At 64.8% G+C, this 22,095-nt stretch carries 25 protein-coding genes; 10 read left to right on the forward strand and 15 right to left on the reverse strand.

Annotated elements, in window-relative coordinates:
- Positions 1-12: 12 nt before the first annotated feature.
- From SLT36_RS01460 to SLT36_RS01470, 3 genes are all read right to left on the reverse strand, one after another.
- Positions 13-1,167 (reverse strand): carbohydrate ABC transporter permease, encoded by a 1,155-nt coding sequence (locus SLT36_RS01460; RefSeq protein WP_432285487.1) that lies wholly within the window; start codon positions 1,165-1,167, stop codon positions 13-15.
- A 1-nt stretch (position 1,168) separates the two neighbouring features.
- Positions 1,169-2,185: a carbohydrate ABC transporter permease gene (locus SLT36_RS01465; RefSeq protein WP_067965784.1), complete on the reverse strand. Its 1,017-nt coding sequence runs from the start codon at positions 2,183-2,185 to the stop codon at positions 1,169-1,171.
- Positions 2,186-2,398: 213 nt separating this feature from the next.
- Positions 2,399-3,754 (reverse strand): ABC transporter substrate-binding protein, encoded by a 1,356-nt coding sequence (locus SLT36_RS01470; protein WP_263005365.1) that lies wholly within the window; start codon positions 3,752-3,754, stop codon positions 2,399-2,401.
- 356 nt (positions 3,755-4,110) lie between these two features.
- On the opposite strand from SLT36_RS01470, the gene SLT36_RS01475 reads away from it, so the two are divergent.
- Positions 4,111-5,130, forward strand: coding sequence for a LacI family DNA-binding transcriptional regulator (locus tag SLT36_RS01475; RefSeq protein ID WP_432285489.1), 1,020 nt, complete (start codon positions 4,111-4,113; stop codon positions 5,128-5,130).
- Between the two features lie 11 nt (positions 5,131-5,141).
- On the opposite strand, the gene SLT36_RS01480 is transcribed toward SLT36_RS01475, so the two are convergent.
- From SLT36_RS01480 to SLT36_RS01500, 5 genes are all read right to left on the reverse strand, one after another.
- Positions 5,142-5,783: a GntR family transcriptional regulator gene (locus SLT36_RS01480; RefSeq protein ID WP_432285490.1), complete on the reverse strand. Its 642-nt coding sequence runs from the start codon at positions 5,781-5,783 to the stop codon at positions 5,142-5,144.
- A gap of 93 nt (positions 5,784-5,876) precedes the next feature.
- A complete protein-coding gene (locus SLT36_RS01485) occupies positions 5,877-7,433 on the reverse strand; it encodes a carboxylesterase/lipase family protein (protein ID WP_432285492.1) in 1,557 nt (518 codons plus the stop codon).
- 29 nt (positions 7,434-7,462) lie between these two features.
- Complete coding sequence (locus tag SLT36_RS01490) at positions 7,463-8,476, reverse strand: 2Fe-2S iron-sulfur cluster-binding protein (protein ID WP_432285494.1); 1,014 nt, start codon at positions 8,474-8,476, stop codon at positions 7,463-7,465.
- Positions 8,477-8,518: 42 nt separating this feature from the next.
- Positions 8,519-8,998: a GlcG/HbpS family heme-binding protein gene (locus SLT36_RS01495; RefSeq protein ID WP_432285496.1), complete on the reverse strand. Its 480-nt coding sequence runs from the start codon at positions 8,996-8,998 to the stop codon at positions 8,519-8,521.
- An 89-nt stretch (positions 8,999-9,087) separates the two neighbouring features.
- The gene (locus SLT36_RS01500; protein ID WP_432285498.1) at positions 9,088-9,816 is read right to left on the reverse strand and encodes a TenA family transcriptional regulator; all 729 of its coding nucleotides are present in this window, start codon (positions 9,814-9,816) and stop codon (positions 9,088-9,090) included.
- 223 nt (positions 9,817-10,039) lie between these two features.
- Here SLT36_RS01500 and SLT36_RS01505 point away from each other — a divergent pair, with 223 nt between their 5' ends.
- From SLT36_RS01505 to SLT36_RS01535, 7 genes are all read left to right on the forward strand, one after another.
- Positions 10,040-10,612 (forward strand): sigma-70 family RNA polymerase sigma factor, encoded by a 573-nt coding sequence (locus tag SLT36_RS01505; protein ID WP_310320267.1) that lies wholly within the window; start codon positions 10,040-10,042, stop codon positions 10,610-10,612.
- Entirely contained in the window at positions 10,609-11,271 is a 663-nt protein-coding gene (locus tag SLT36_RS01510; RefSeq protein WP_432285499.1) for an anti-sigma factor, read from the forward strand. The genes SLT36_RS01505 and SLT36_RS01510 overlap by 4 nt, the downstream gene beginning before the upstream one ends.
- On the forward strand, positions 11,268-12,776 hold the full coding sequence (locus SLT36_RS01515; protein ID WP_432285500.1) for a S8 family serine peptidase: 1,509 nt from the start codon (positions 11,268-11,270) through the stop codon (positions 12,774-12,776). The genes SLT36_RS01510 and SLT36_RS01515 overlap by 4 nt, the downstream gene beginning before the upstream one ends.
- A 109-nt stretch (positions 12,777-12,885) precedes the next feature.
- On the forward strand, positions 12,886-13,125 hold the full coding sequence (locus tag SLT36_RS01520; RefSeq protein ID WP_432285502.1) for a hypothetical protein: 240 nt from the start codon (positions 12,886-12,888) through the stop codon (positions 13,123-13,125).
- 204 nt (positions 13,126-13,329) lie between these two features.
- Positions 13,330-13,674, forward strand: a complete 345-nt coding sequence (locus tag SLT36_RS01525; RefSeq protein ID WP_432285503.1) for a hypothetical protein — start codon at positions 13,330-13,332, stop codon at positions 13,672-13,674.
- 50 nt (positions 13,675-13,724) lie between these two features.
- A complete protein-coding gene (locus SLT36_RS01530) occupies positions 13,725-14,030 on the forward strand; it encodes a hypothetical protein (protein WP_432285504.1) in 306 nt (101 codons plus the stop codon).
- A 222-nt stretch (positions 14,031-14,252) separates the two neighbouring features.
- Positions 14,253-14,522, forward strand: coding sequence for a YjhX family toxin (locus SLT36_RS01535; protein ID WP_432285505.1), 270 nt, complete (start codon positions 14,253-14,255; stop codon positions 14,520-14,522).
- Positions 14,523-14,596: 74 nt separating this feature from the next.
- On the opposite strand, the gene SLT36_RS01540 is transcribed toward SLT36_RS01535, so the two are convergent.
- The 7 genes from SLT36_RS01540 to SLT36_RS01570 all read right to left on the reverse strand — a co-directional run bounded on the left by SLT36_RS01540 (position 14,597) and on the right by SLT36_RS01570 (position 19,596).
- A complete protein-coding gene (locus tag SLT36_RS01540; protein WP_432285506.1) occupies positions 14,597-15,517 on the reverse strand; it encodes an ornithine cyclodeaminase family protein in 921 nt (306 codons plus the stop codon).
- Complete coding sequence (locus SLT36_RS01545) at positions 15,514-16,269, reverse strand: sulfite exporter TauE/SafE family protein (protein WP_432285507.1); 756 nt, start codon at positions 16,267-16,269, stop codon at positions 15,514-15,516. The genes SLT36_RS01540 and SLT36_RS01545 overlap by 4 nt, the downstream gene beginning before the upstream one ends.
- Position 16,270: 1 nt before the next feature.
- On the reverse strand, positions 16,271-17,725 hold the full coding sequence (locus SLT36_RS01550; RefSeq protein WP_432285508.1) for an aldehyde dehydrogenase family protein: 1,455 nt from the start codon (positions 17,723-17,725) through the stop codon (positions 16,271-16,273).
- Positions 17,726-17,797: 72 nt separating this feature from the next.
- A complete protein-coding gene (locus SLT36_RS01555) occupies positions 17,798-18,091 on the reverse strand; it encodes a 2Fe-2S iron-sulfur cluster-binding protein (protein WP_067955016.1) in 294 nt (97 codons plus the stop codon).
- A 24-nt stretch (positions 18,092-18,115) separates the two neighbouring features.
- Complete coding sequence (locus SLT36_RS01560; RefSeq protein ID WP_432285509.1) at positions 18,116-18,415, reverse strand: ferredoxin; 300 nt, start codon at positions 18,413-18,415, stop codon at positions 18,116-18,118.
- 104 nt (positions 18,416-18,519) lie between these two features.
- On the reverse strand, positions 18,520-18,828 hold the full coding sequence (locus tag SLT36_RS01565; RefSeq protein WP_432285510.1) for a 2Fe-2S iron-sulfur cluster-binding protein: 309 nt from the start codon (positions 18,826-18,828) through the stop codon (positions 18,520-18,522).
- Between the two features lie 9 nt (positions 18,829-18,837).
- Complete coding sequence (locus SLT36_RS01570; protein WP_154384526.1) at positions 18,838-19,596, reverse strand: TenA family transcriptional regulator; 759 nt, start codon at positions 19,594-19,596, stop codon at positions 18,838-18,840.
- Positions 19,597-19,766: 170 nt separating this feature from the next.
- Here SLT36_RS01570 and SLT36_RS01575 point away from each other — a divergent pair, with 170 nt between their 5' ends.
- Both SLT36_RS01575 and SLT36_RS01580 read left to right on the forward strand, forming a co-directional pair.
- A complete protein-coding gene (locus tag SLT36_RS01575) occupies positions 19,767-21,239 on the forward strand; it encodes a gamma-glutamyltransferase family protein (RefSeq protein WP_432285511.1) in 1,473 nt (490 codons plus the stop codon).
- A 47-nt stretch (positions 21,240-21,286) separates the two neighbouring features.
- On the forward strand, positions 21,287-22,051 hold the full coding sequence (locus SLT36_RS01580; protein ID WP_432285512.1) for an SDR family NAD(P)-dependent oxidoreductase: 765 nt from the start codon (positions 21,287-21,289) through the stop codon (positions 22,049-22,051).
- The last annotated feature ends 44 nt before the right edge of the window (positions 22,052-22,095 follow it).

The following is a 22,095-nucleotide window of genomic DNA, read 5'->3' on the forward strand; positions in this document are numbered from 1 at the left end:
CTTGCATCTGAGCTAGCCTCCCTTGACTGAGCCCGCGAGCAGGCCGCGGACGAAATAACGTTGAAGCGAGAAGAACACGATCAGCGGCACGATGATGGTGACGAAGGCCGAGGTGGTGAGGATTTCCCAGTCGCCTCCGCGCGAGCCGAGCAGGGCGTTGAGCTTGCCGGTCAGCACCAGCTGGTCGGAGCCCGAGCCAAGGAAGACCATCGCCACCAGCAGATCGTTCCAGACCCAGAGAAACTGGAAGATGGCGAAGGAGGCGAGCACCGGAAAGGACAGCGGCAGCACGATCTTGACGAAGATCTCGAAGTCGCTGGCGCCGTCAATACGCGCCGATTCCATGATCTCGCGCGGCAGGCCGGCAATGTAGCTGCGCAGCAGATAGATGGCGAAGGGCAAGCCGAAGCCTGTATGCGCCAGCCATATGCCGAGATAGGTCTTGGCAGGCACGCCGAAGAACAGGCCGACGCCATTGTAGAGCTTGAGCAGCGGAATGAGGGACATCTGCAGCGGCACGACGAGCAGACCGATGATGACGGCGATCAGCAGCGCGCGGCCGGGAAAACGCATCCAGGCAAGCGCATAGGCAGCATAGGCGGCGATCAGAATCGGAATGATCGTCGCCGGAATGGTGACCGTCAGCGAATTGATGAAGGAGCGTCCGATGCCTTCCGAAAACAGCACTGTACGGTAGTTGTCCGTGGTGAAGCGTGGCGGCGCCGAGGCCGAGAAATAGACACGCTGGCCACGGGTGATCTCGAAGGCCTTGGGCGACGACATCACGTAGGAGCCGTCGTCATTGACCTGAAGCGTCACGCCCTCGCCGAGGTCGGCGGCAGCACCTGCCTCGAACTGCGTCGGCTGCTGCGCCTTGGTGCCGAAGGCGGTCACGGTGCGGGCGTCACCGGCACCGAACAGATTGCCCATGATCAGGAACTTGCCGTCCTTCTCGACCTGCTTGTCGGCGGCGTCGGTGCGGCCGGCTTCGGTCTGCGACGAGGTCGACAGCGCCGTCCACCAGCCCGAGACGATGAGTTGGTCCTTGTCGCGCAGCGAGCTGATCAGGATGCCGAGCGTCGGAATGGTCCAGATGGCGACGAAGACGAGAACCGCGATGTGGACGCCGAAGCGGCCGATGAAGGATCTTCCGCTTGAAGCGGCCATGTCAGTGCCCTCCCCCACCTTCGCGATTGGCCTGGCGGATGTTCCAGATCATGATCGGCACGACGGCGAGCATGATGATGACGGCAATCGCCGCACCGCGGCCGAAGTCGCCGCCACCGCGGAACATCCAGTCGAACATCAGATTGGCCAGCACCTGGCTGTTCCACTGGCCGTTGGTCATGGTCAGGACGATGTCGAAGACCTTCAGCACCAGGATGGTGATGGTGGTCCAGACGACCGCGATCGTGCCCCAGATCTGCGGCACCATGATCTTCCAGAAAATCTGGAACGGGTTGGCGCCGTCGATGACGGCGGCCTCGATGGTCTCCTCGGGAATGCCGCGCAGGGCAGACGACAGGATGACCATGGCAAAGCCGGTCTGGATCCAGATCAGGATGACCATCAGGAAGAAGTTGTTCCAGAACGGCGTCGAGATCCACACCTGCGGATTGCCACCGAGATACTGCACGGCGGCGTTCAGGATGCCGATCTGGGTCTGGCCCTCAGCCCGGTACTCATAGACGAACTTCCAGATGACGCTGGCGCCGACAAACGAAATGGCGAGCGGCAGGAAGACCAGGCTTTTGGCGATGTTGCCCCACCAGATCTTGTCGGTGAGCACGGCGATGATCAGGCCGAAGAAGGTGCAGGCGGCCGGCACGACGGCGAGCCAGAGCAGATTGTTGAAGATCGAATTGCGGAACTCGCGGTCGCCGAAGGCCCAGCTGTAGTTGGCGAGGCCGACGAAGTTTTCGCCGCCGCGGTCCATGAAGGAGAGCCTTAGCGTCTCGATCACCGGATAGACGAGATAGACGGTGACGATCAGCATCGCCGGGCCGACGAACAGCCATGGCCGGATCAGGCCCTGGCGGCGCAGATTGTCGACGGCGGCAGCGCCGGAAACGCCGCGCGAGGGAAAGACCGCGTCGAGGATCTTGTTGGCGCCCCAGTAATAGACGACGCAACCGCCGACGCCGACGATGATGGTGAAAATGGCCGAAAGTATCTGTGCCGTCATGGGAATCATTCCCTTTCAACCGGCCCTTTTCAACGGGCCCTTTTCAACGGACTTGTTCGCGCAGACTTGAAAGGAAGTCCCCTCACCCGCTCTCCGCGACACGCCGGGGCACCTCTCCGGCGGGAGGGGGGACCGGGTCGGGGCCGCCGGTGCCTCCCCGACGAGGGGAAGGCCGTCCGCGAAGCGGCAAGGCGAGGGGACTAGCTTGAACGCTTACTTGATCGCGTCCCAGCTCTTCTGGATGTCGGCTGCGACATCGGCTGCGGGCTTGCCGCCGACGAGGTCGATCATGCCGGTCCAGAAGGCGCCTGCGCCGATCTTGCCCGGCATCAGGTCGGAACCGTCGAAGCGGAAGGTCGAGGCATTGACCAGGATGTCGCCCTGCTTCTTCAGCGCTTCGTTGCCATAGGCTTCCTTGTTCGCCGTCTTGAGCGGGGTCAGGAAGCCCGACTGCGCCATCCAGATCTCGTGGGCGAGCGGCATCTTCAGGAAGTCGATGAAGGCACGCGCGGCCTTGGAGTCCTTGGCGATGGTGAACAGCGTGCCGCCGCCGAGTACGGGATTGCCGAGCTCGGGCTTGGCAGCGACGGGCGGCAGGTAGAAGAAGTCGGCATCCTCACCGAGCTTGGTGCCTTCAGGGAAGAAGGACGAGATGAACGACGCCTGGCGGTGCATGTAGCACTTCGGCGGCACCGCAAAGAGGCCCTTCGGGCTGTCGCGGAAGTCGGTCGCGGCAACGGCCGCCTTGCCGCCATCGACATATTTATCGTTGGTGGCGATCTTGGCGAAGATGTCGAGCGCGTTGACGACGGCCGGATCGTTGAACGGGATCTCGTTGCGGGTCCACTTGTCATAGACGTCGGGCGCCTGGGTACGCAGCATGATGTCTTCAACCCAGTCGGTGGCCGGCCAGCCGGTGGCGCCACCCGAACCCAGACCGATGCACCACGGCACGCCGCCATCGGCGACGATCTTGTCGGTCAGCGCCTGCATCTCTTCCCAGGTCTTGGGCACCTCATAACCGGCTTCCTCGAAATTCTCCGGCACGTACCAGACCAGCGACTTCAGGTCGGCCTTGAAGGGGAAGCCGTAAAAGCCGGGCTTGCCGTCCTTGTCCTTGTAGGTGCCAAGATCGACCCAGGACTGGCCGGCGCCGTAGTTCTCCTTGACGAAATTGGCAGTGCCCTCGTCGAGCGGCGTCAGCAGGCCCTTGGAGGCCAGATCCTGGATCAGGCCGGGCTGCGGCAGGATGGCGATGTTGGGCGGGCTGCCGGCCTGGGTGTCGATGACGATCTGCTGTTCGTAGTTCTCGGACGACGAGTAGTTGATCGTGGCACCGGTGGCCTCACTGAAATAGTCGAGCACCGAACGGGCCAGCGCCTCGTCTTCACCGCGCCATGGCCCGAAGATCGAGAGCGTCTCGCCCTTCAGGTCGACCTTCTTGAGTTCGTCGAAATTTGCCCAGGTGAAACGGGCGTCCTCGCCCGGCTTGAACTTCAGCTCCGCCGACGCGGGCGCGCTCAGGGCGACGGCGGCAAAAGCCACGCCCAGCAACAGGGTCTTCCTCATGGTCTTCCTCCCAGTGGATCGAAAACTCCGGACGGAACCTCCATTCCGCCCGCCTGCACCGCCCCGAACTGTGCCCCAGACTTGCATGAGCTGCAACTGCTTCACGCAACGGCATTTCAAAGCGCTTTGGATTGCCGCATCACGCCACCGGAATTGTCAGGAGTCAAGGGGCTCGCGCAACTAATCGATTTAAATTTGATAGCAGTGTGCGCTGCAGCATGCTTTTTAGGTGCCGCGCGAGTAGATTTCGCTTCAAAGCAAGCAATTCGGCAGCTATTCTTGCCGGCAACGCGCAGCTGCTTCGCCCGACATCGGGAGGAAGCCCGATTGAAAGCGCTTTGGAAATCGGAGCCGAGGTGAACCTCAAGCAATTGTCGCTGATGCTCGAACTCTCGCAGACGACGGTGAGCCGTGCGCTGAACGGCTATCCCGAGGTCAGCGAGGAGACGCGTCGGCGTGTTGCCGATGCCGCCAAGCGCCACGGCTACCGGCCGAACCCGAGCGCGCGCCGGCTGGCGACCGGCAAGGCCGGCATGATCGGCTATGTCATGCCCACAGGAGCCTCGGTCGATATCGATCCGCATTTCGTCGAATTTCTCTCCGGCCTCGGCGACTATGCCCGCGGCCACGAACTCGATCTTGTGCTGAGCCCGGCGGATGCCCAGGACGAAGAAACCACTTACCGGCGCATCGTCGCCAACAAGCAGGTCGACGCGCTCTATATCTCGGCGCCCTACAATGCCGACAAGCGCGTGGCGCTTGCCCACCAACTCGGCATTCCCTACATCGTGCATGGCCGCAGCGAAGGCCTCGATTTCGACTATCCGTTCATCGACATCGACAATGAAGGCGCCTTTCATGACGCGACGCGGCTGCTCGTCCAGCTCGGTCACAAGCGGGTGGCGCTGATCAATGGCGACGACACCCAGACCTTCGCCATCTTCCGCGAGCGCGGCGTGAGGCGAGCGCTGGCCGAGAGCGGGCTGGTGCTGGAGCCCAAAAACATCCGTTCGGAGATCATGACCGAGGAAAACGGCTATCGCGCCGCGCGTCGGTTGCTCGAAGGACCGGAGGCGCCGACGGCGATCGTCTGCTCCAGCCTGCTGATGGCGCTTGGCATCGTACGCGCGGCGCGCGACCTCAATCTCTCGATGCCACGGGATCTCTCGCTGGTCAGCCACGACGACGTGTTCCACTGGCTGAAGCCGGAGCATTTTTCGGTGCCGCTGACGACGACACGCTCGTCGATCCGCGCCGCCGGCGCCCGCGTCGCCGAAAGGCTGGCGGCGCGCATCTCCGGGCTGGAAGACGGCGCGCGCGGCGAGGTCTGGCCGGTCGACCTGGTGGTCCGCGGGTCCATTTCGGGCGTCAGATAGGGACGCGCAGGCTATTCCTGCGGCATCTCGGCGGCGTTGTAGACGTGGCGGGCGGCCAGCAGGGCTGCGAGTTCGCTGTCACCGGCAATCACCGCGCGCAGGATGCCGGCATGTTCTTCCCAGTTCTGGCGGCCACGGCGCTTGCTGATCGGCGCAAACAGCATCACCGTGCGGTCGCGCAGCGAGCGGACCATATCCTGCAGCACGGAATTGGCGGCGACGGTTGCCAACGCCTCGTGGAACTCGGTGTTCTGGCGCGACAGCAGCACCGGATCCTCGGTGTCGGCAAGCTTGGCGCCGTCGTCGAGGATGCGTTGCAGCGCGGCGATCTGTTCGGGGTCGTGGCGCTTGGCCGCGAGCTTGGCGTTGAGCGCCTCGAGCGTGGCGCGAACCTCGACCAGCTCGCGCTTCTGCTCCTCGCTGAACACAGTGACCGAAGCGCCGCGTCGCGGCTCGATGGTGACGATGCCTTCGGCGGCGAGCTCGCGCAGCGCCTCGCGCACCGGCATGCGCGACACGCCCATCTCCTCGGAAAGGCGGCCCTCGACCAGCCTTTCGCCGACGCCGATTTCGCCGCTGACGATACGCTCGCGCAAGGCGGCGGTGATCAGCTTGGTGAGCGGAGCGTGGATTTCCCCGAGTACGACGGTCATGGTCTTACACTTCCTGTGGCAAGGGTCGAATCAACCTGCGGAAGCAACGCCTTGGGCCAGATGATATAGCGTCCGGGCTTTGGAGTACAATATTCAATCCGCACCACCCAACTGCTGCATTGCCGGCCACGATGCGAGCCGGATTGCGCCATGGAGTGGCCCAAACAGCATACCGTCGATGTCGATGGTCATTGCCGTCGCGGCGGCAGGTGGCAACTCGGAGTTGAGCGCAGGCCAATCAAGAGCTGACGTTGCCGGCGTGCGAACGAACGCCGCCCAGGCGGCCATCGTGGCGTTGGCTACGGCTTCGGCCGTATCGGCACCGATCTTGGAAGCAAGATGCGGATGGCGGTGGGTGCCGAAGACGAACGGTACGCAGGCGGCGTGCGGCGTGCCGCCGGTGACCGCGAGGGGCCAGGCGAAATCGTAGAGGAAAGCGGGCGAGCCGCGACGCGCATGGCGCATTGCATAGCGCAAGATCGGCGCGCGGAAGACGAGGTCGGAGTAGATGGCGAGCCAGATCGCGGCGGAGCCGGCATCCGGCATGGCAAAGCCATAGGCGGCGAAGGTCGCCGCAGGCGAAGGCGTGGGCTCGAACGGGTAATGCAGCGCAATCAGCCGCGCCAGCGCCGCTTCGAATGGCGCACCCGGTTCGGGCGGCGTCAGTGCCGAAAGCCTGGTGCCGTCGGGCAGAGCGAGGTCGTACCAGAACCTGGCCTCGTCGCGGGTGAAGCCGATCAGCAGCGGCACGTCGGCGAGCACCCCGTCATGCGGCCAGGCATGCACCAGCCTGCCATCGAGCGTCGGCGCGGTGCGCGGCCGGGGAAACCGTCTGGCGAAGTCGACATCGCGCAGCAGCGCAGCTTCGCGGCGGACGAGGTCGGAACCGTCGAGATCGCGCAGGCCGGCGACCGAGGTGCCCAGTGCCGCAGCCACCGCCTCGGTGTATTCGGCGGCATCGTCGAGCCCGACGAACATCGGTGGTTGGAACAGCGGAGGGCTTTGGGCGATGACACCGCAAAACAGCCCCTCACAGTCCGGGTTCTGCGCGATCAGCACGACATTGGTGGCGCCAGAGGATTGGCCAGCTATCGTCACCTTGCGCGGATCGCCGCCGAAGCCGGCGATGCTGTCGCGCAGCCAGCGCAGGCTCGCGATCTTGTCCTGCATGCCCCAGTTGGCGCATGTGCCGGTTTCGGGGTCGGTGAGTTCGGGATGGGCAAGGCCACCCAGCGGGCCGAGACGGTAGTTGACGGTGACGACGACGATGCCGTGTTCGCGGGCGAGGCGAAAACCGTCACAGGCGGCAGCGCCGCCATGGCCATTACGCGTCGCCCCGCCATGGAACCAGACCATGACAGGCGCATCGCAGGCATCGGCAGGCGCCCAGACATTCAGCGTCAGGCAGTCCTCGTCCATGCTGGCGATCGGCTCGTTGAGCCAGGTCTGGCTGCCGGCGAGATGCTGCGGTGCCGCCGGACCGATGTGGTCGACACGCCGTATGCCGGCCCAACCAGGCACTGGCCTTGGCGACCGCAACCGCAGAGCACCGACGGGCGCCGCCGCATAGGGAATGCCGAGGAACCGGTCGACGCCGTCATGCCGTTGCCCGGCGAGGCTGCCGGCGGGCGTTTCGACTGCGATTTCCATGCTGCCCTCGCCCTACAAGCCGTTCGCCGCTACTCGGCCGGCACGAGCGTGTGCTGGAAATTGAAGGCGTCGGCGTAGATGAAGCCGGGATTGGCGCCGTTGTCGACGAACAGTTTCCTGGCGCTCGAAATCATCTTGGGCGAGCCGCACATGTAGATCGCGTGCTCGGAAAAATCGCCGATGTCCTCGGCGGCGACCTCCTGGACATAGCCTTGCCGCCCTTGCCAGCCCGGGCCGGGCCGCGACAGCACCGGCACATACTGGAAGTCGCACAGACGCTCGGCCCAGGACTGGATCTCGTCATGCAGATAGAGGTCCTCCTCGGTACGCATGCCCCAATAGAGCGATACCGGCGGGCAGTCGGGATCGTCCATCAGCGATTCCAGGATGCTCTTGATCGGCGCCAGCCCCGTGCCCGTCGCCACCATCAGCAACGGACGGAAATTCTCCTTGCGGCAGCAGAACAGTCCATGCGGCAGCTCGACGTCGAGCCTGTCGCCGGGGCCGAGCCGCGGCAACTGGCCCGCGGTGAAGTGACCGTCACGTACGCGTCGGATGTGCAGATCGACGGTCTTGCCGTTGGGGACCGAAGCCATCGAAAAGCTGCGCTTGTTGCCGTCGCCGAGCAGCACGTTGAGATATTGGCCGGGCCGATAGACAAGCTCGTCCGCGCCGGGAAGCGCAAGCGTCAGTTGCACGACGTCGCGGCCGACATTGCGGACAGACTGGATGGTCGCGGTATACCGTTCTGGATCGGAGCACGGCTCCATCGGCCGTTCGGTCGAGATCAGCAGGTCGCTCTCCGGCCGCGCCTGGCAGGCAAGGGCGAAGCCCTCTTCCTCGTCCTCCGGGGACAGCGCCAGCGGGTATTCCTCATAGCGGACGCAGCCTTCCATCAGCCTGATACGGCAGGTGCCGCAGCCGCCCTCGGTGCAGTCATGCAGCAGCTGGACGCCCTGGCGGATCGCCGCCATCAACACGGATTCCTCCGCGGCAACGGTAAACTGGTCCTCGGTTTCGAGGACGCGCACAACATGGTCCATCCATGTCTCCACTACGGTTGGGATGCGGCGCAGCCGCTTCGGTCACTTCTTGATGTCGGCCTGAACCATCACCTTGTGCCCTTTGGGCTCGAGCAGCGCCGCAAGTGCTGCGAGTGCCGCGACCCCGCAGGCGATGTCCTGCTCGCCATTGCCACCGCTGAGGCCGACGCCGCCGACGACCTCGCCGTCGACCACGACGGGAAATCCGCCGACGAAGGCGGCGAAGCGGCCCTCGAAGCTGAGCTGGATGCCGAAGGCCTCGTTGCCGGGCAGCGCCGGGCCGTTGGGCGGGGTGGTGAACAGATGCGTCGAGCGCTTGTGGCCGGCGGCGGTGAAGGCCTTGTTCCAGGCGATCTGCGGGCCGGTGACGCGCGCGCCATTCATGCGTTCCAGCGCGATCGGATAGCCGCCGTCATCAGCGATGCAGACAGTTTCGGGAACGTTGAGTTCCAGCGCCTTGGCGACCGCCGCAGCCACCATCACGCGGGCTTCTTCGAGTTCGAGTTTCAGGACCTGTTTCACGTCGCTATCGTCCGGCAATTGTTGATATTTTGGCCCACCGAGGGAACGCACGCGGCGTGGCCGCCCCGCGCGCTCCCACTGTGGCGGGATCAGGCGGCGAGCAGCTCGTCGAGCGGCAGTTCGGCCGCGACATAGTCGTTGTAAAGCGCGGTGGTGTAGAGCAGCCGCATCTGGGCGCCGACCTCGCAGATCTTGAGGCAGCGCTGCTGCATCTCGACGGTGCGGGCATGCTCCAGCACGATCTGGTAGCCGCGCTCGCCATGGATCTCGTCGGAGACGATGTGCAGGTCGAAAAACTCGACCTCCTCGTCGGTAAAGCCATATTTGTCGCGCAGCGTCGGCGTCTGCTTGCGATAGATCGACGGCACCTGGGATTCCAGGCCGACGACGAGGCCGGCAACAGCTACGATCGGGTCTTCGCGCATCGCCACCGCATAACACCAGCTCTGCAGGGCACGGGTCGTCGGCGACATATTGTCGGGGTCGCGCATCCTGTCGCCCGACGTGCCGCAGGCCTCACCGAAACGAACGAGCAGATCGGTGTGGCGGTCGCCGCCGATCTCTTCCTCATACATGTTGGCGAGCAGGAAATCCTTGGCCTCGACATAGCCCTCCGGCATGCGGGCGTAGATGTATCCGAGGTAGTCCGCGAACGGCCCGACATAGTGGTAATGGTTCTCGGCCCAGCGGGCGAGATGGCCGCGGCTGAGCTTGCCGCTGGCCCAGCCGACGCTGAATGGCGACTTGTTGGCGCTCTTGCCCTTGATGGCGTTTTCGAGCGCGGTGCGGAACTCGTCCGGGTTCATTGCAACGGTCATTCACTGTTCCCCTTGAGGTGTCGACTGCGGGTCATTTTGGAATACTGTATACCAAAACGACCTGAGCGCAAGGGGCGGTAAGGGATACTCTGGGGTAGTGTGTCGCGCCGGACTGGCCATGCCGCGGAAGTTCCGCTAGCTTTCCTGCATCCGAAACATTCCGGTGAACCTTTTTGCGGCCAACAACGACCAAGCAGACAGGAGCCCGGCGGTAGCACCGGCCATGAACATCGCATCTGACCCGATGTCCGATCGTGATCTCGTGAGCCGCGTCGCAAACGGCGACCGCGCCGCTTTGCGGCTCCTGTTCACGCGGCACCACGCACGGGTCTACCGTTTCGTGGCGCGCCAGACGGGGTCGGAAGCAATGGCGGATGACGTAGCCAATGAAGTGTTTCTCGAATTGTGGCGCCAGGCGCCGAAATTCGAAGGCCGTTCGGAAGTCTCGACCTGGCTGCTCGGCATAGCGCGCTTCAAGGCGCTGTCGTCGCTGCGCAAGCGCAAGGAAGAGTGGCTTGACGACGACGATGCGGCTGCAGTGCCCGACGACAACGACACACCCGAAGTAGCGACGATGAAGCAGGACAAGGGTGCGGCCCTGCGCCGCCTTGTCGACACGCTCGCCGACGAGCATCGCACGGTCATCGACCTTGCCTATTACCATGGCAAGTCGGTCACCGAGATTGGCGAGGTGCTCGACATTCCTGTCGCCACCGTAAAGACGCGGATGTTCTATGCCCGCAAGAAGCTCGGCGAAGCCTTGAAGGCTGCCGGATATGACAGGGGGTGGCCATGAGCGCTGCCGAGAAGATGTCGCGCCGCGACGAGATCGAAACGCTGCTGCCCTTCTACCTGAACGGCACGCTCGAAGGGTCCGAACTGGCAGCCGTGGAAGACTGGCTGGCCAGCGATCCCGAGGCACCCGCCGCCCTCGAAGCCGCCGAAGCCGAATTTTCCGGCACGATGGCCGCCAACGAGGCGATCCGCCCGCCCGCCGATGCGCTGAGCCGCTTCTCCAAGCTGCTCGACGCCGAAGCCGGGCCGATGCGCGAGCCCCAGGCACAGTCGCTGCTGTCGCGGGTCTGGGAGCGTTTCATGGGCCTGCCGGTCGGCGTCGCCTGGGGTGCTGCGGCCGCACTGCTGGCACTGGTCATGGTCCAGTCGGTGCTCGAACCGGGCAGCCGCGGCAACGACGTCCAAGTCGCCGGCACCGGCGAGGACCAGACGAAGCTGCCCTTCGCGCTGGTGACCTTCAAGCCGGACGCCAGGATGGCCGACATCGCCACCCTGCTCGGCGACAATGGCGCCTCGATCATCGACGGCCCGACAGCGAGTGGCGTGTTCCGCATCGCCATCCCGTCCGAGACGGTCGCCGACTATGACCGCATCGTCGGCGTCATTGCGGCGGCACCCTTCGCGGACACGGTGACGGCAGGAAGGAAACCGGCTGGATGACCACGTCAGGGCGAATTGCACGGCTCGTGCTGGCGGCGGCGGTGTTCGCCGCCACGCCTGTTTTCGCCCAGACCAACGACCCCAGCCTGACGCCGCAACAGCTCGACTGCCTTAATCAGACAACGGCAGCCGGCAACGCCAATTGCCTGCAGCCGGGTGGCCCGGCGCCCGGCGGTTCCACCCCAGGAGGCCCCTCGGGCAGCAGCGGCCTGCCCGGCGCCGTCGGGCTGCCCGAGCTGATCGTCGACCTGTTCCCCAATCCCGGCGATTTTCCCGGTGTCGCCTCGGGCGGCCAGCCGGCGACGCCGGTGCCGACACCCAACCCGCTGCGCGATCCCGCAGGCGGCGCTTCTGCTTCCGGCGGCGGGCAGGCCGGATCTCCGCCGCCGACGCCTCCTGCAGCCGATGCGACGCCGCCCGGCCCCGCCATCACCGCAGCACCGCGCGCCATCTCGGGCAACTTCGTGCCTGACGAGGTGTTGGTGACGGTTGCCGGCGATGCCGCCGACGCCCAGGCGCTGGCGGCCGCCTATGGCCTGGAAATCCGCTCGCAGCGCCAGTCGACGCTGCTCGGCACCAGCCTCGTACGCTTCGGCATTCCCGACGGCCGTCCGGTCGGCGTGGTGTTAGCGCAGCTCGCCGGCGACGGCCGTACCAGCGAGCGCGAGCCCAACCACATCTACGAACTGCAGCAGGCAGCGGCGGCACCCAGCTTCGCCTTCCAGCGCATCTCGCTCGACGAGGCGGCGGCGAATGGCGAGAACGTCAATGTCGCAGTCATCGATACGGCCATCGACGAAACCCACCCGGCGCTTAAGGGCGCCATCGCCAAGAGCTTCGACGCCATGCCGGGCGTTGCCGTCACCGCGCGTGACCACGCTACGTCGGTGGCCGGGCTGATATCAGGCACCGGCGACTTCAAGGGCATGGCGCCAGGTTCGAAGATCTTCCACGCCCGCGCCTTCGAAGGCGGCAAGTCGACGATGGAAATCATCCTCAACGCCCTCGACTGGGCCGCCGAGCAGAACGTCCAGATCGTCAATATGAGCTTCGTCGGCCCCAAGAATGCGCTTTTGGAACAGGCGAGCCGTGGGGCGCGGGCACGCGGCATGATCCTGGTCGCCGCCGCCGGCAACAACGGCCCGGGCGCACCCTATGGCTACCCTGCCGCCTACAAGGGCGTGATCGCGGTAACGGCCACCGACGCCAAGGACGCGATCATGAAGCAGGCCAATCGCGGGCCCTATGTCTATATCTCGGCGCCCGGCGTCGACCTGATGGCGCCCGTCGGCGGCGGCACCGACCTGGTCACCGGCACGTCATTTGCCGCGGCCGTCGTCAGCGGCGCGATTGCCAACCTGTTGCACGCCGAGCCGAAGCGCTCAGCCGACTCGATCGAAAAGGCGCTGGCTGCCACGGCCACCGACCTTGGCGACAAGGGCCGCGACACCGATTTCGGCTTCGGCCTGATCAATACGAAGGCGGCGGAAGCAGCGAAGGAGTAACGCGGTGTCAGCACTGCCCTCGCTTAGCAGAAGACGTCGTTTTCCTCTTTTTACAATAGCATCGCGCTGATGTTGCAGAGATGATCTCCGGCATTTATTGATTGCCTTCGTGCGCAACGTTCAGCTTTTGGCAGCGGCCAGCCTTGGATGCTTCATGATCGCCGCGATGACCTTGGCGTCGCCGGAAGCGGTGGCCGTCAGCTCCTGGCCACCGTTCAAGGCGGCCCAATGTGCCAGCCTGGTCAACAGCTATCATGACAGCGACACGCTCCCGGCATATGGCACGCGGGAATACAAGCGCTATGCCGAATGTTATCTGATCGTCTGCGGAACCCAACTGGGCTGGTGATTGCATCCTGACACGGCCAGACACGGAGCTGCGGAGCATAGATCCTCAATTTACCCCTAATAAAGGCGAGTCTAAACAAATACGCTGCCACTTTGCCGTAAGCTTTTATTTTCAACTGACAGTTGACGACCCCGCTTTACCTGTTGCAGTACGCGACTTGCTCTGACTTATTGCCCAATCAATTTTCACGTCTGGACGCACGACATGATCCGTAAGTTAGCCTTGCTTGGCCTTTCCGCAATCGTTGCGGGCTGCACCACCATGTCGCAAGGCGAATACAAGAACTTGCAGACGGCCCTCAATGGCAGCCCTGCGCTAAAGCGTGAGGTCTTGGTCAGTTGCATCAAGGACGAGAATGCCCGCTCGGCCAAGGAAAAGGCCGAGATGGCGGCGCTGTTCAACATCGAACCGAAGAACTACGCCTCGACGTTCTGCAAGCGCATGTTCAATGGCCTCACCAGCGGACGCATTACCTACCAGGACTACGTCAACCTCGACTCGCCCACTGCCGACAGCAGCAAGGTGATCCGCATCCTCCAGGGACGCTGATCGCGCCAGACGTGCCGAGATGCGCGCTACAACAGGAGACTTGCCCGCTAATGCGCAGAACAGTTCTTGCCATGCTGCTGGTGGCGCCATTTCCCGCGCAGGCGACCTCCAACAACCATAGCCCCGACCAGCTTTGCCATCTCCGGGGTTCATGGGCCGCCACCGTCATGACGGCCCGGCAGGCCGGCTTTCCGCTGAGTAGCCAGTTGCACCTGGAGAAGGCCCCCGGAGCCGGCACGCGGGATGAAATCCTCGCCGCCTACGAGCATCCGAGATTTTCGACCGCGCCGATGCAGCAGCGTGCGGTCGAGGACTATCGTAACGAAGTCGAACTTCGCTGCTTCAAGAGCCAGTAGAGAAGCGCGCCCGTTGTGCGTGACCGAAGTTCACGCCTTAAGCATGCCGCAATCTGCCCTATAGCTCCGCGCCATCATGACCTGTTCTTTTGAGTCCCGCTAAAGCCCCGCTTCGCGCATCGCGTGGACCGGGGCCGTGTTCAGCCAAACCGGTGAGCTCTTCGCTCGCCATGGTGGATGACGCCCGGTGCATTGGCGCCGGGACTGCGGACTCACAACATCATGAATATCTCGAAGAAGGAGCGCAAAGCGCTCGAAGTGCTGTCGTTTGGCGGCACCATCATCCTGGAAAAAGACACCAGAAACCGACCACTGGAGGCGTCGTTCGTCACCCGGGAAGGTTGGTCGCTCGAGGGCGCCGGCCTCGCCGAATTCAAGGTGCTGAAGGCGAAGCGTCTGGTGGTCTCCCGCAACGGCGGCAACTACACCATCTCACGGGAAGGCGTGGTCAGCCTGCAGCAGGCACGTCAGGCGGCGAAGAAGGGTGGCTAGGACGTAAGCAACGCGGTGCAGCGATTGCAGAGGCGTGGATGGCCGCGCCGAAGCCACCGCACGGTTGCTGGGCTCTAGCCGCCGACGATCCGCCTGTAGGCAAGGCCTGCCAGCGCAACGTCCTGCAGGCCGACACCGACTGACTTGTAGATGGTGATTTCGTCCTCGCTGGTGCGGCCGCGCGCCTTGCCGGCGAGGATCTCGCCGAGTTCGACGATCTTGGATTGGGGCAAGGCCGTGGGGTCGGCGAGCACGAGGTCGCCGGCCTCGCGTTGGCTCTGCTCGCGCCATTCGACTGTCACAAGCGAGGCACGGGCCATCGCCCGGTCGTCGAGCTCGCGGGTGTTGGGCAGGCTCGAGCCGACGGCGGCGATGAAACAGCCTGATTTGAGCAGGTCGCCCGAAAACAGCGCGGATGGCGAACGCGAGGCGGTGACAAGGATGTCGGCTTCCGCGGCCGCCTGTTCGGCCGTGGCCAGTCGCGTGGGGATACCGCAGGCGGCTTCAAGTTCTACCGCCAATGCAGGATCGAACGAGCGGCTGACAAGCAGCACGCGCTGGAGCGGGAAGGCCTCCGCCATCTGCACCGCATGGGCCCGTCCGAGCGGCCCGGAGCCGAAGACGGAGAGCGTCGAGGCCTCCGGCCTGGCGAGGTGCTGGGCCGATATGACCGAGCAGCCGGCGGTCCGGAGCCTGGTGATGGCGCCGGCATCGAAGGTGGCGAGCGCGCGGCCGTCGACCGAGGAGAACAGGAGGATGATGAAGGAAAACTGACCTTTGATGGTGGTGTAGACCTTGGCGCCGACCACCTCCTGTCCGGGGATGACCGCGCCCAGGGTCGACAGCTTGACGCCGCCGGCCTCGCTGCGGATGCGCGCCTGCATCGCCGCCTCCTCGCGGCCGAAACGCAGAAAGGCATCGGCCAGCACCTCGCGCGCCTCGGCGGCGGAGACGGCAGCCTCGACCAGCTCGTCTGATATGTGGGGCAGGCTCATGGGACGACCGTCCTCGCGAGGATGCCGAGCGCGCCGAGGCCGGACATGGTGAGCAGCAGCAAACGCACGCCACGCGGCGAAAAATAGCGGTGGAAGCGGCCGGAGATGAAGAAGCCACCGAGCATCAGCGGGAACAGCAGGATGCCAAGCCAGAGATGCGGCAGGGTGAAACGGTCGACATATGCCAACATCAATAGCGACAGGATGGCGCCGGCAAAGAAGACGCAGCTGATGGTCGCCCGCATCTGGCGCGGCGGCACATATTGCATGACTATGGCGAAGGGCGGCGCACCGGACGAAGTGATTGTGCCCATCAGGCCGGAGGCGAGGCCGGCGATCGCCATGTTGGGGTGAGATGCCCTGACCTTCCAGCCGGCGAAGCTGAGGCCGACACCGGCGAGGATCAACAGCGCAAAGACGATCGAGAATGCATTGGTCGGCAGGGCGGCGAGCGTGGCGCCGGCAAGCAGCGTGCCGCCGGCACGTCCGGCCATCAACGTCGTCACGCTCGGCCAGTCGACGGCATCGGAATCGCGGAGCAGGCCGAGCAGCGCCAGTCCAGCGCCCAACACCAGCAGCGGCCCGGGCGCCATCTCGGGAAAGAACAGCACCGCGAGCGGCGCCGAGACCATGGCAAAGCCGAGACCGCCGATGCCCTGCAGCAGGGCTGCGATGAAGACCATGGCGCCCATGCCGACGAGATGGCCCGGCACGAAATCGCCAGGCATCAGCTCAGTCAGGGACTGGAGCATGTCAGGCCCCAAGATAGATACTCTTGATGCGGCTGTAGAAGTCCATGACGTTGGCCCCGCCCTGCTCCTTGGCCGCCTGATTGCTCGAATGCTTGAGGCCGCCGAAAGGCGCGTTGAGCGACACACCGGTTGTCGGACTGTTGACCTTGACGATGCCGTGCTGGGTCTCGCGGGCGAAGCGCAGCACCGACGGCAGATCACCCGTCACCAGCGACACGGCGAGGCCGTATTCGGTGTCGTCGGCCAGCTTGATCGCCTCGTCGAGGCTGTCGATCGGGCGCACCGCGACGACCGGCCCAAAAATCTCCTCACGCCACAGACGGCTGGTCTCCGGCAGGTCGGAGACGACGGCGGGCCGGACGAAATAGCCATGCGCCAGGTTCGAGTCGGCCTCGCGCAGCGCATCGCCACCGACGACGCGTCCGCCCTCCTCGCGGGCGATGCCGACATAGGCGAGCACCTTGTCATATTGCACGCGGGTGGCAAGCGGCCCCATCTGCACGCCGTCTGCCGTGCCTGGGCCGACCTTGATGGCGGAAGCCGATTTTTCGAGCCGCGCCACCAGTTCGGCATAAAGCGGGCGGGCGACGAGCACGCGGCTGGTGCCGGTGCAGGCCTGGCCGGTGAGCCCGAAGGCGCCGCGCTCGATGGTGGCGACGGCCCTGTCGATGCCGGCGTCGGCCAGAACGACAGTCGCGTTCTTGCCGCCCATTTCGAGCTGGACGCGGGTGTCGGTGGAGAGCGACGCCGCGATCTGCCTGCCGACCGCATAGGAGCCGGTAAAGGTCAGCGCGTCGACACCGGCGCCTGCGGTGATCGCCTGGCCGACCTTGGCGCCCTTGCCCTGGACGAGCGCCACAAGCTTCGGCGGCAGGCCGGCTTCGAGCAGCACCTCGACCAGGCGCTGGCCCATCAAAGGCGTGATTTCGGACGGCTTGAAAACGACGCCATTGCCGGCGGCCAGCGCCGGGCCGAGCTTGCGCGCGGCCATCGACAGCGGGAAGTTCCACGGCGTGATGACGGCGACCACGCCGACCGGCTGGCGCACGGACAGCACCAGCTGAGCGCTCTCGCTCGGATAGGTCTCGCCATTGAGGCGCAGCGCTTCGCCGGCATAAAGACGGAAATTGGCGGCGATGCGCCGGGCCTCGTTGCGCGCCTCGTTGAGCGTCTTGCCTTCCTCGCGGGTCAGTTCGGCGGCAATCTCGTCGGCGCGTCGGGCCATGATGTCGGCGGCGCGAAACAAGACGTCGGCGCGAACCTCTGGCGACTGCGCCGCCCAGGCCGGCCAGGCGGCCGAGACGCCTGAGATGGCGGCAGCGACGTCGGCGGCATCGGAATCCGGGAACAGGCCGATGAGGTCACGCTCGTCGGCGGGATTGCGGTCCTCGAAGGTGGCGCCGGCAAAAGCTGGCTGCCACTCGCCGGCGATGTAGTTCAGGTGTCGCTCTGTCATTGGTCGTTTGCTTTCGGAGGTCGTTTGCTTCGGCGGCCGTTCGCTGCGAGAATGCGCCTCGGCGCACCCTGCTCAGCGTCCTTTTGGCACCCAGGAGACGGCGACATCGCCGAGCACGAAGGTCTGGCAGGCCATGCGGAAACCGGCGGCAAGATCGTCTGAAGTCAGGTGGTTGCGTTCCTTGGGCTTGACGGCATCGGTGTTCTCGATGCCGGTCTCGATCCGGCACTTGCAGGTGCCGCACAGCCCGCCGCCGCATTTGAAGGGGATGCCGCCCTTCTCGCGCAGCGACACGCGCAGCAGATTGCTGTTTTCGGGCGCGGACACCTGCTTGTTGTCGTTGGTGATGAAGGTGATGTTGATCATCGCGCGCTCGATGCTGTTGACCGGTCAGACCAGCTTGAGCTGGATGTCCATGCTGCCGTAGGTGGTGAGCGTCTTGAGTTCGTGGCGGGCGTCCTCGACCGTGTCGAATTTCTCGAACAGCTTGCACGGCACATTGTTCTCGATCTGCGGCGGCTCGTCCTCGACGATGCGGATGCGCGTCTGGTCCTGGTCGGTCAGCCTGGCGATGGTGAAGCTGGCGCGCTTGCGGCCGTAGAAGATGTAGTCATAGGTCTCGACCGGCTGCACGCCGGGGCTCATCTCGGTCCGGAACTCGCCGGGCTTGGTCGTCAGAACCACATACATAGTCCACCTCATGCTGATTGCTGGTCACGTCGACACCACCGAAGCGTTGCCGGCAAAATTGTCTGGGAAGCGCCGCGCCTTCCGGCGCGACGAGAAATCGGCTGCTAAGCCTGCTCCGTCACCTTTTCCTGGCGGAGTTCGATGTCGTTCTTGATCCACAGCTGACAGACGAGCCGGAAGCCTTCGTCGAGCTTGTCGCCGAGCTGCTTCTTTTCCTTCCAGTTGGGCGGCGGCAGGTGCTCGGCGCCGGCAAGGATGCGGCTGGCGCAGGTGCCGCATTTTCCCATGCCGCATTTGTAGGCGAGGTGCGGATAGGGAAACTGCTTGATGCCGGCGCGGACGACGAGGTTGGTGTCCTCCTTGACCTCGCCTGAGAAGGCCTCACCCTTGCTATGGATCACGACTGTCGGCATGTGCGTGCCTCAAACCCCGCCGATGCCGGCGAGTTCGGGTTCCATCGGCGCAACGCGGCCGAGCTTCACATCCTCGGCGACATAGTCGTTGTAGAGGGCCGTGGTGTAGAGCAGGCGCATCTGGGCGCCGACCTCGCAGATCTTGAGGCAGCGTTCCTGCATCTCGACCGTACGCGCATGCTCGAGCACGATCTGGTAGCCGCGTTCACCATGGATTTCGTCGGACACGATGTGCAGGTCGAAGAACTCGACCTCCTCGTCGCTGAAGCCGTAACTGTCGCGCAGCGTCGGCGTCTGCTTGCGATAGATCGACGGCACCTGGGATTCGAGGCCGACCACCAGTCCGGCAACGGCAACGATCGGATCCTCACGCATCGCCACCGCATAACACCAGCTCTGCAGGCCGCGTGTCGTCGGCGACATGTTCTCCGGGTCGGTCATGCGCTCCCTGGATGTGCCGCATGCTTCGCCGAAGCGGATCAGCAGGTCGGTGTGGCGGTCGCCGCCGATCTCTTCCTCATACATGTTGGCGAGCAGGAAATCCTTGGCCTCGACATACTGCTCGGGCATGCGGGAATAGATGTAGCCGAGGTAATCCGCGAACGGCCCGACATAATGATAGTGGTTCTCGGCCCAGCGCGAGAGATGGTCGCGGCTCAGCTTGCCGCTGGCCCAGGCGAGGCTGAATGGCGACTTGTTGGCGCTCTTGCCCTTGATGGCGTTTTCCAGCGCGGTGCGAAATTCGTCCGGGTTCATCGGCTTGGTCATGCGGTTCCCCTGTCGTCGATAGGTCAAACTCGATTTAGAATACTGTATACCAAATTGACATCGGCGCAAGTCGCATTCTACTGTCGTGCAGGTGGTCACCGCGACATGACGCATACAGTATGTTGCAAGGGCGATGATCGAAGGCCTGAACCAGGATTGGAACGACAGCGATGGACAGCTCCGAGACACACGGCAACGCAGGCGTTCGCAGCGAAACCGCGATGGTGGCGACCGGGCACCCGCTCGCCGCCCGCGCCGCCCAGGACATGCTGGCCGCAGGCGGCACCGCGGTCGACGCGGCCATCGCCGCGGATGCAATCCTCGGCGTCGTCGAGCCAATGGCGACAGGCATCGGTGGCGACCTTCTGGCGATGCTGGTTGAACCAGACGGCCATGCCATCAGCTACAATGGCACCGGCCGCTCGCCGGCCGCATTGTCGGTCGAGGCGTTGGAAAAACTGCCGAACCGGCGCATCCCCGAACGACACGGACTGTCGGTCACCGTGCCCGGCGCGGTGCGCGGATGGTTCGACCTGCATGCCCGCTTTGGCCGCCTGCCCTTTGCCCAATTGATCGCTCCAGCCATCGCGCTTGCCGCCGGCGGTTTTGCCGTCCTGCCGATCACCGCGCGCGAATGGGCAGTGTTCGAGCCGGTGATCAAGCTCGACCCGGTTGCAGCAAAACTCTACAGCGCCGGCAGCACGCCGCGCGAAGGCGAACGCTTCGCCAATCCCGAGCTGGCGGCAATGTTGCGGGCAATCGCCGCCGATGGGCCGGATGCCTTCTATCTCGGTACCCCGGCCCGCCAGGCAGCGGCAGCGAACCAGACCAGGGGCGGGCTGCTGACGGCTGAGGATTTCGCCAACCATCGCGGCGATTTCGTGCTGCCGCTCGAACGAAAGTTCCGTGGCCTGACCGTGCTCGAATGCCCGCCCAACACCCACGGCATGGCCGTGCTCGACGCGCTGGAGGAGCTCGATGCCTTGCCGCTAGACCGGGATGATCCGACGACCACGCGTGCCATGGTCGAAGCAGTCGGCCGCGCCATGGCCAAGGCCAAGAAAATCGTCGCCGATCCCTCGGGCAACACGGTCTGCACAGTTGTTGTCGACAAGGATGGCCTGACGGTGACGTTGATGAGCAGCATCTTCAAGCGTTTCGGCTCCGGCATCGCCGTGCCCGGCTGCGGCTTCGTGCTGCAGAATCGGGGCTTGGGCTTTTCCGAACCGGGCCACATCAACGGGCCGGGGCCGTCGAAGCGGCCCTACCACACGGTAATCCCGGCGGCGACGCTGAAGGACGGCCGCTTCCATGCCGGCTTCGGCGTTGTAGGCGGCGCCATGCAGCCGCAGGGCCACGTCCAGATGATGGTCCGTCTGGCCGCCTGGGGTGAGAAACTGCAGCCAGCCATCGATGCCCCGCGCTGGCGGTTGGAGGGCGATATGGCACTGGCGATCGAACCGGGCACGCCGGATGCGATCGTCAGGACGCTGCGCGACGCAGGCTACAGCGATCCGGAAGGTGCCGGCGAACTGGCCGGCCGCAGCGATTTCGGCGGTGCGCAATTCGTCGTGCGCGACGAAGACGGCAGCCTGCTCGGCGGATCGGACAAGCGCAAGGACGGCGTGGCACTAGGCGCCTGAGCCGAGCACCTGCAAACATCAATCTCAACAGCTTTGGGGACAAGGGTTTGACCATACCATTCGATCGCATCGTGCTCATCACCGGTGCCGGCAGCGGCATTGGCGCCGAAACCGCCCGCCGGCTGGCAACCCCTGGCATTGGCCTGGTGCTGCACACACGCAAGAATGCCGAGGGGCTGGAGAGCGTCGCCGAGACCTGCCGGGCATCGGGTGCTGCGACCGAGATCGTGCTCGGCGATCTCGCCGATCCCGTTGTGCCGGCAGCAATGATTGCTGCCGCCCGCGCCCGCTTCGGCCGCGTCGACCAGATTGTTTCCAACGCCGCCCAGGCGACGCGCTCGACGCTCGGCGAGGTCGGGCCAGACGATCTGGCCCAGGCGTTCGAGACGATGCCGACGGCATTGCTCCGTCTCGTCAATGCAGCGATGGACGACCTCGTCGCCTCGGCCTGCGGGCGCGTGGTGGTGGTCAGCTCGTTTGTCGCTCACATCTTCGGCACCGCCGAGATCCATTTTCCGGCGACGTCTGCCGCAAAGGGCGCGCTCGAGGCGCTGGCGAAATCGATGGCCGTGCAACTTGCGCCGAAGGGCGTGACGGTCAATTGCGTCGTGCCGGGCTTCACCCGCAAGGATCCGACCGGCCATTTCGCGGCGACGACCTCGGCACTGGAAAAGGCGATCGCCGTGACGCCTACCGGCCGGCTGACCGAACCGGCCGACGTGGCGGCGGCGATCCTGTTCTTGCTGTCGCGCGACGCCAGGCAGATCACCGGCCAGTCGCTGCATGTCGACGGCGGGTTGACGCTGCCGTGACCGCGCCCCGTCGCCTCGCGCAATTCCAGAAAAAATGTGCCGCG

It is taken from the genome of Aminobacter sp. BA135 (assembly GCF_050859125.1).
Lineage (GTDB): Bacteria > Pseudomonadota > Alphaproteobacteria > Rhizobiales > Rhizobiaceae > Aminobacter > Aminobacter ciceronei.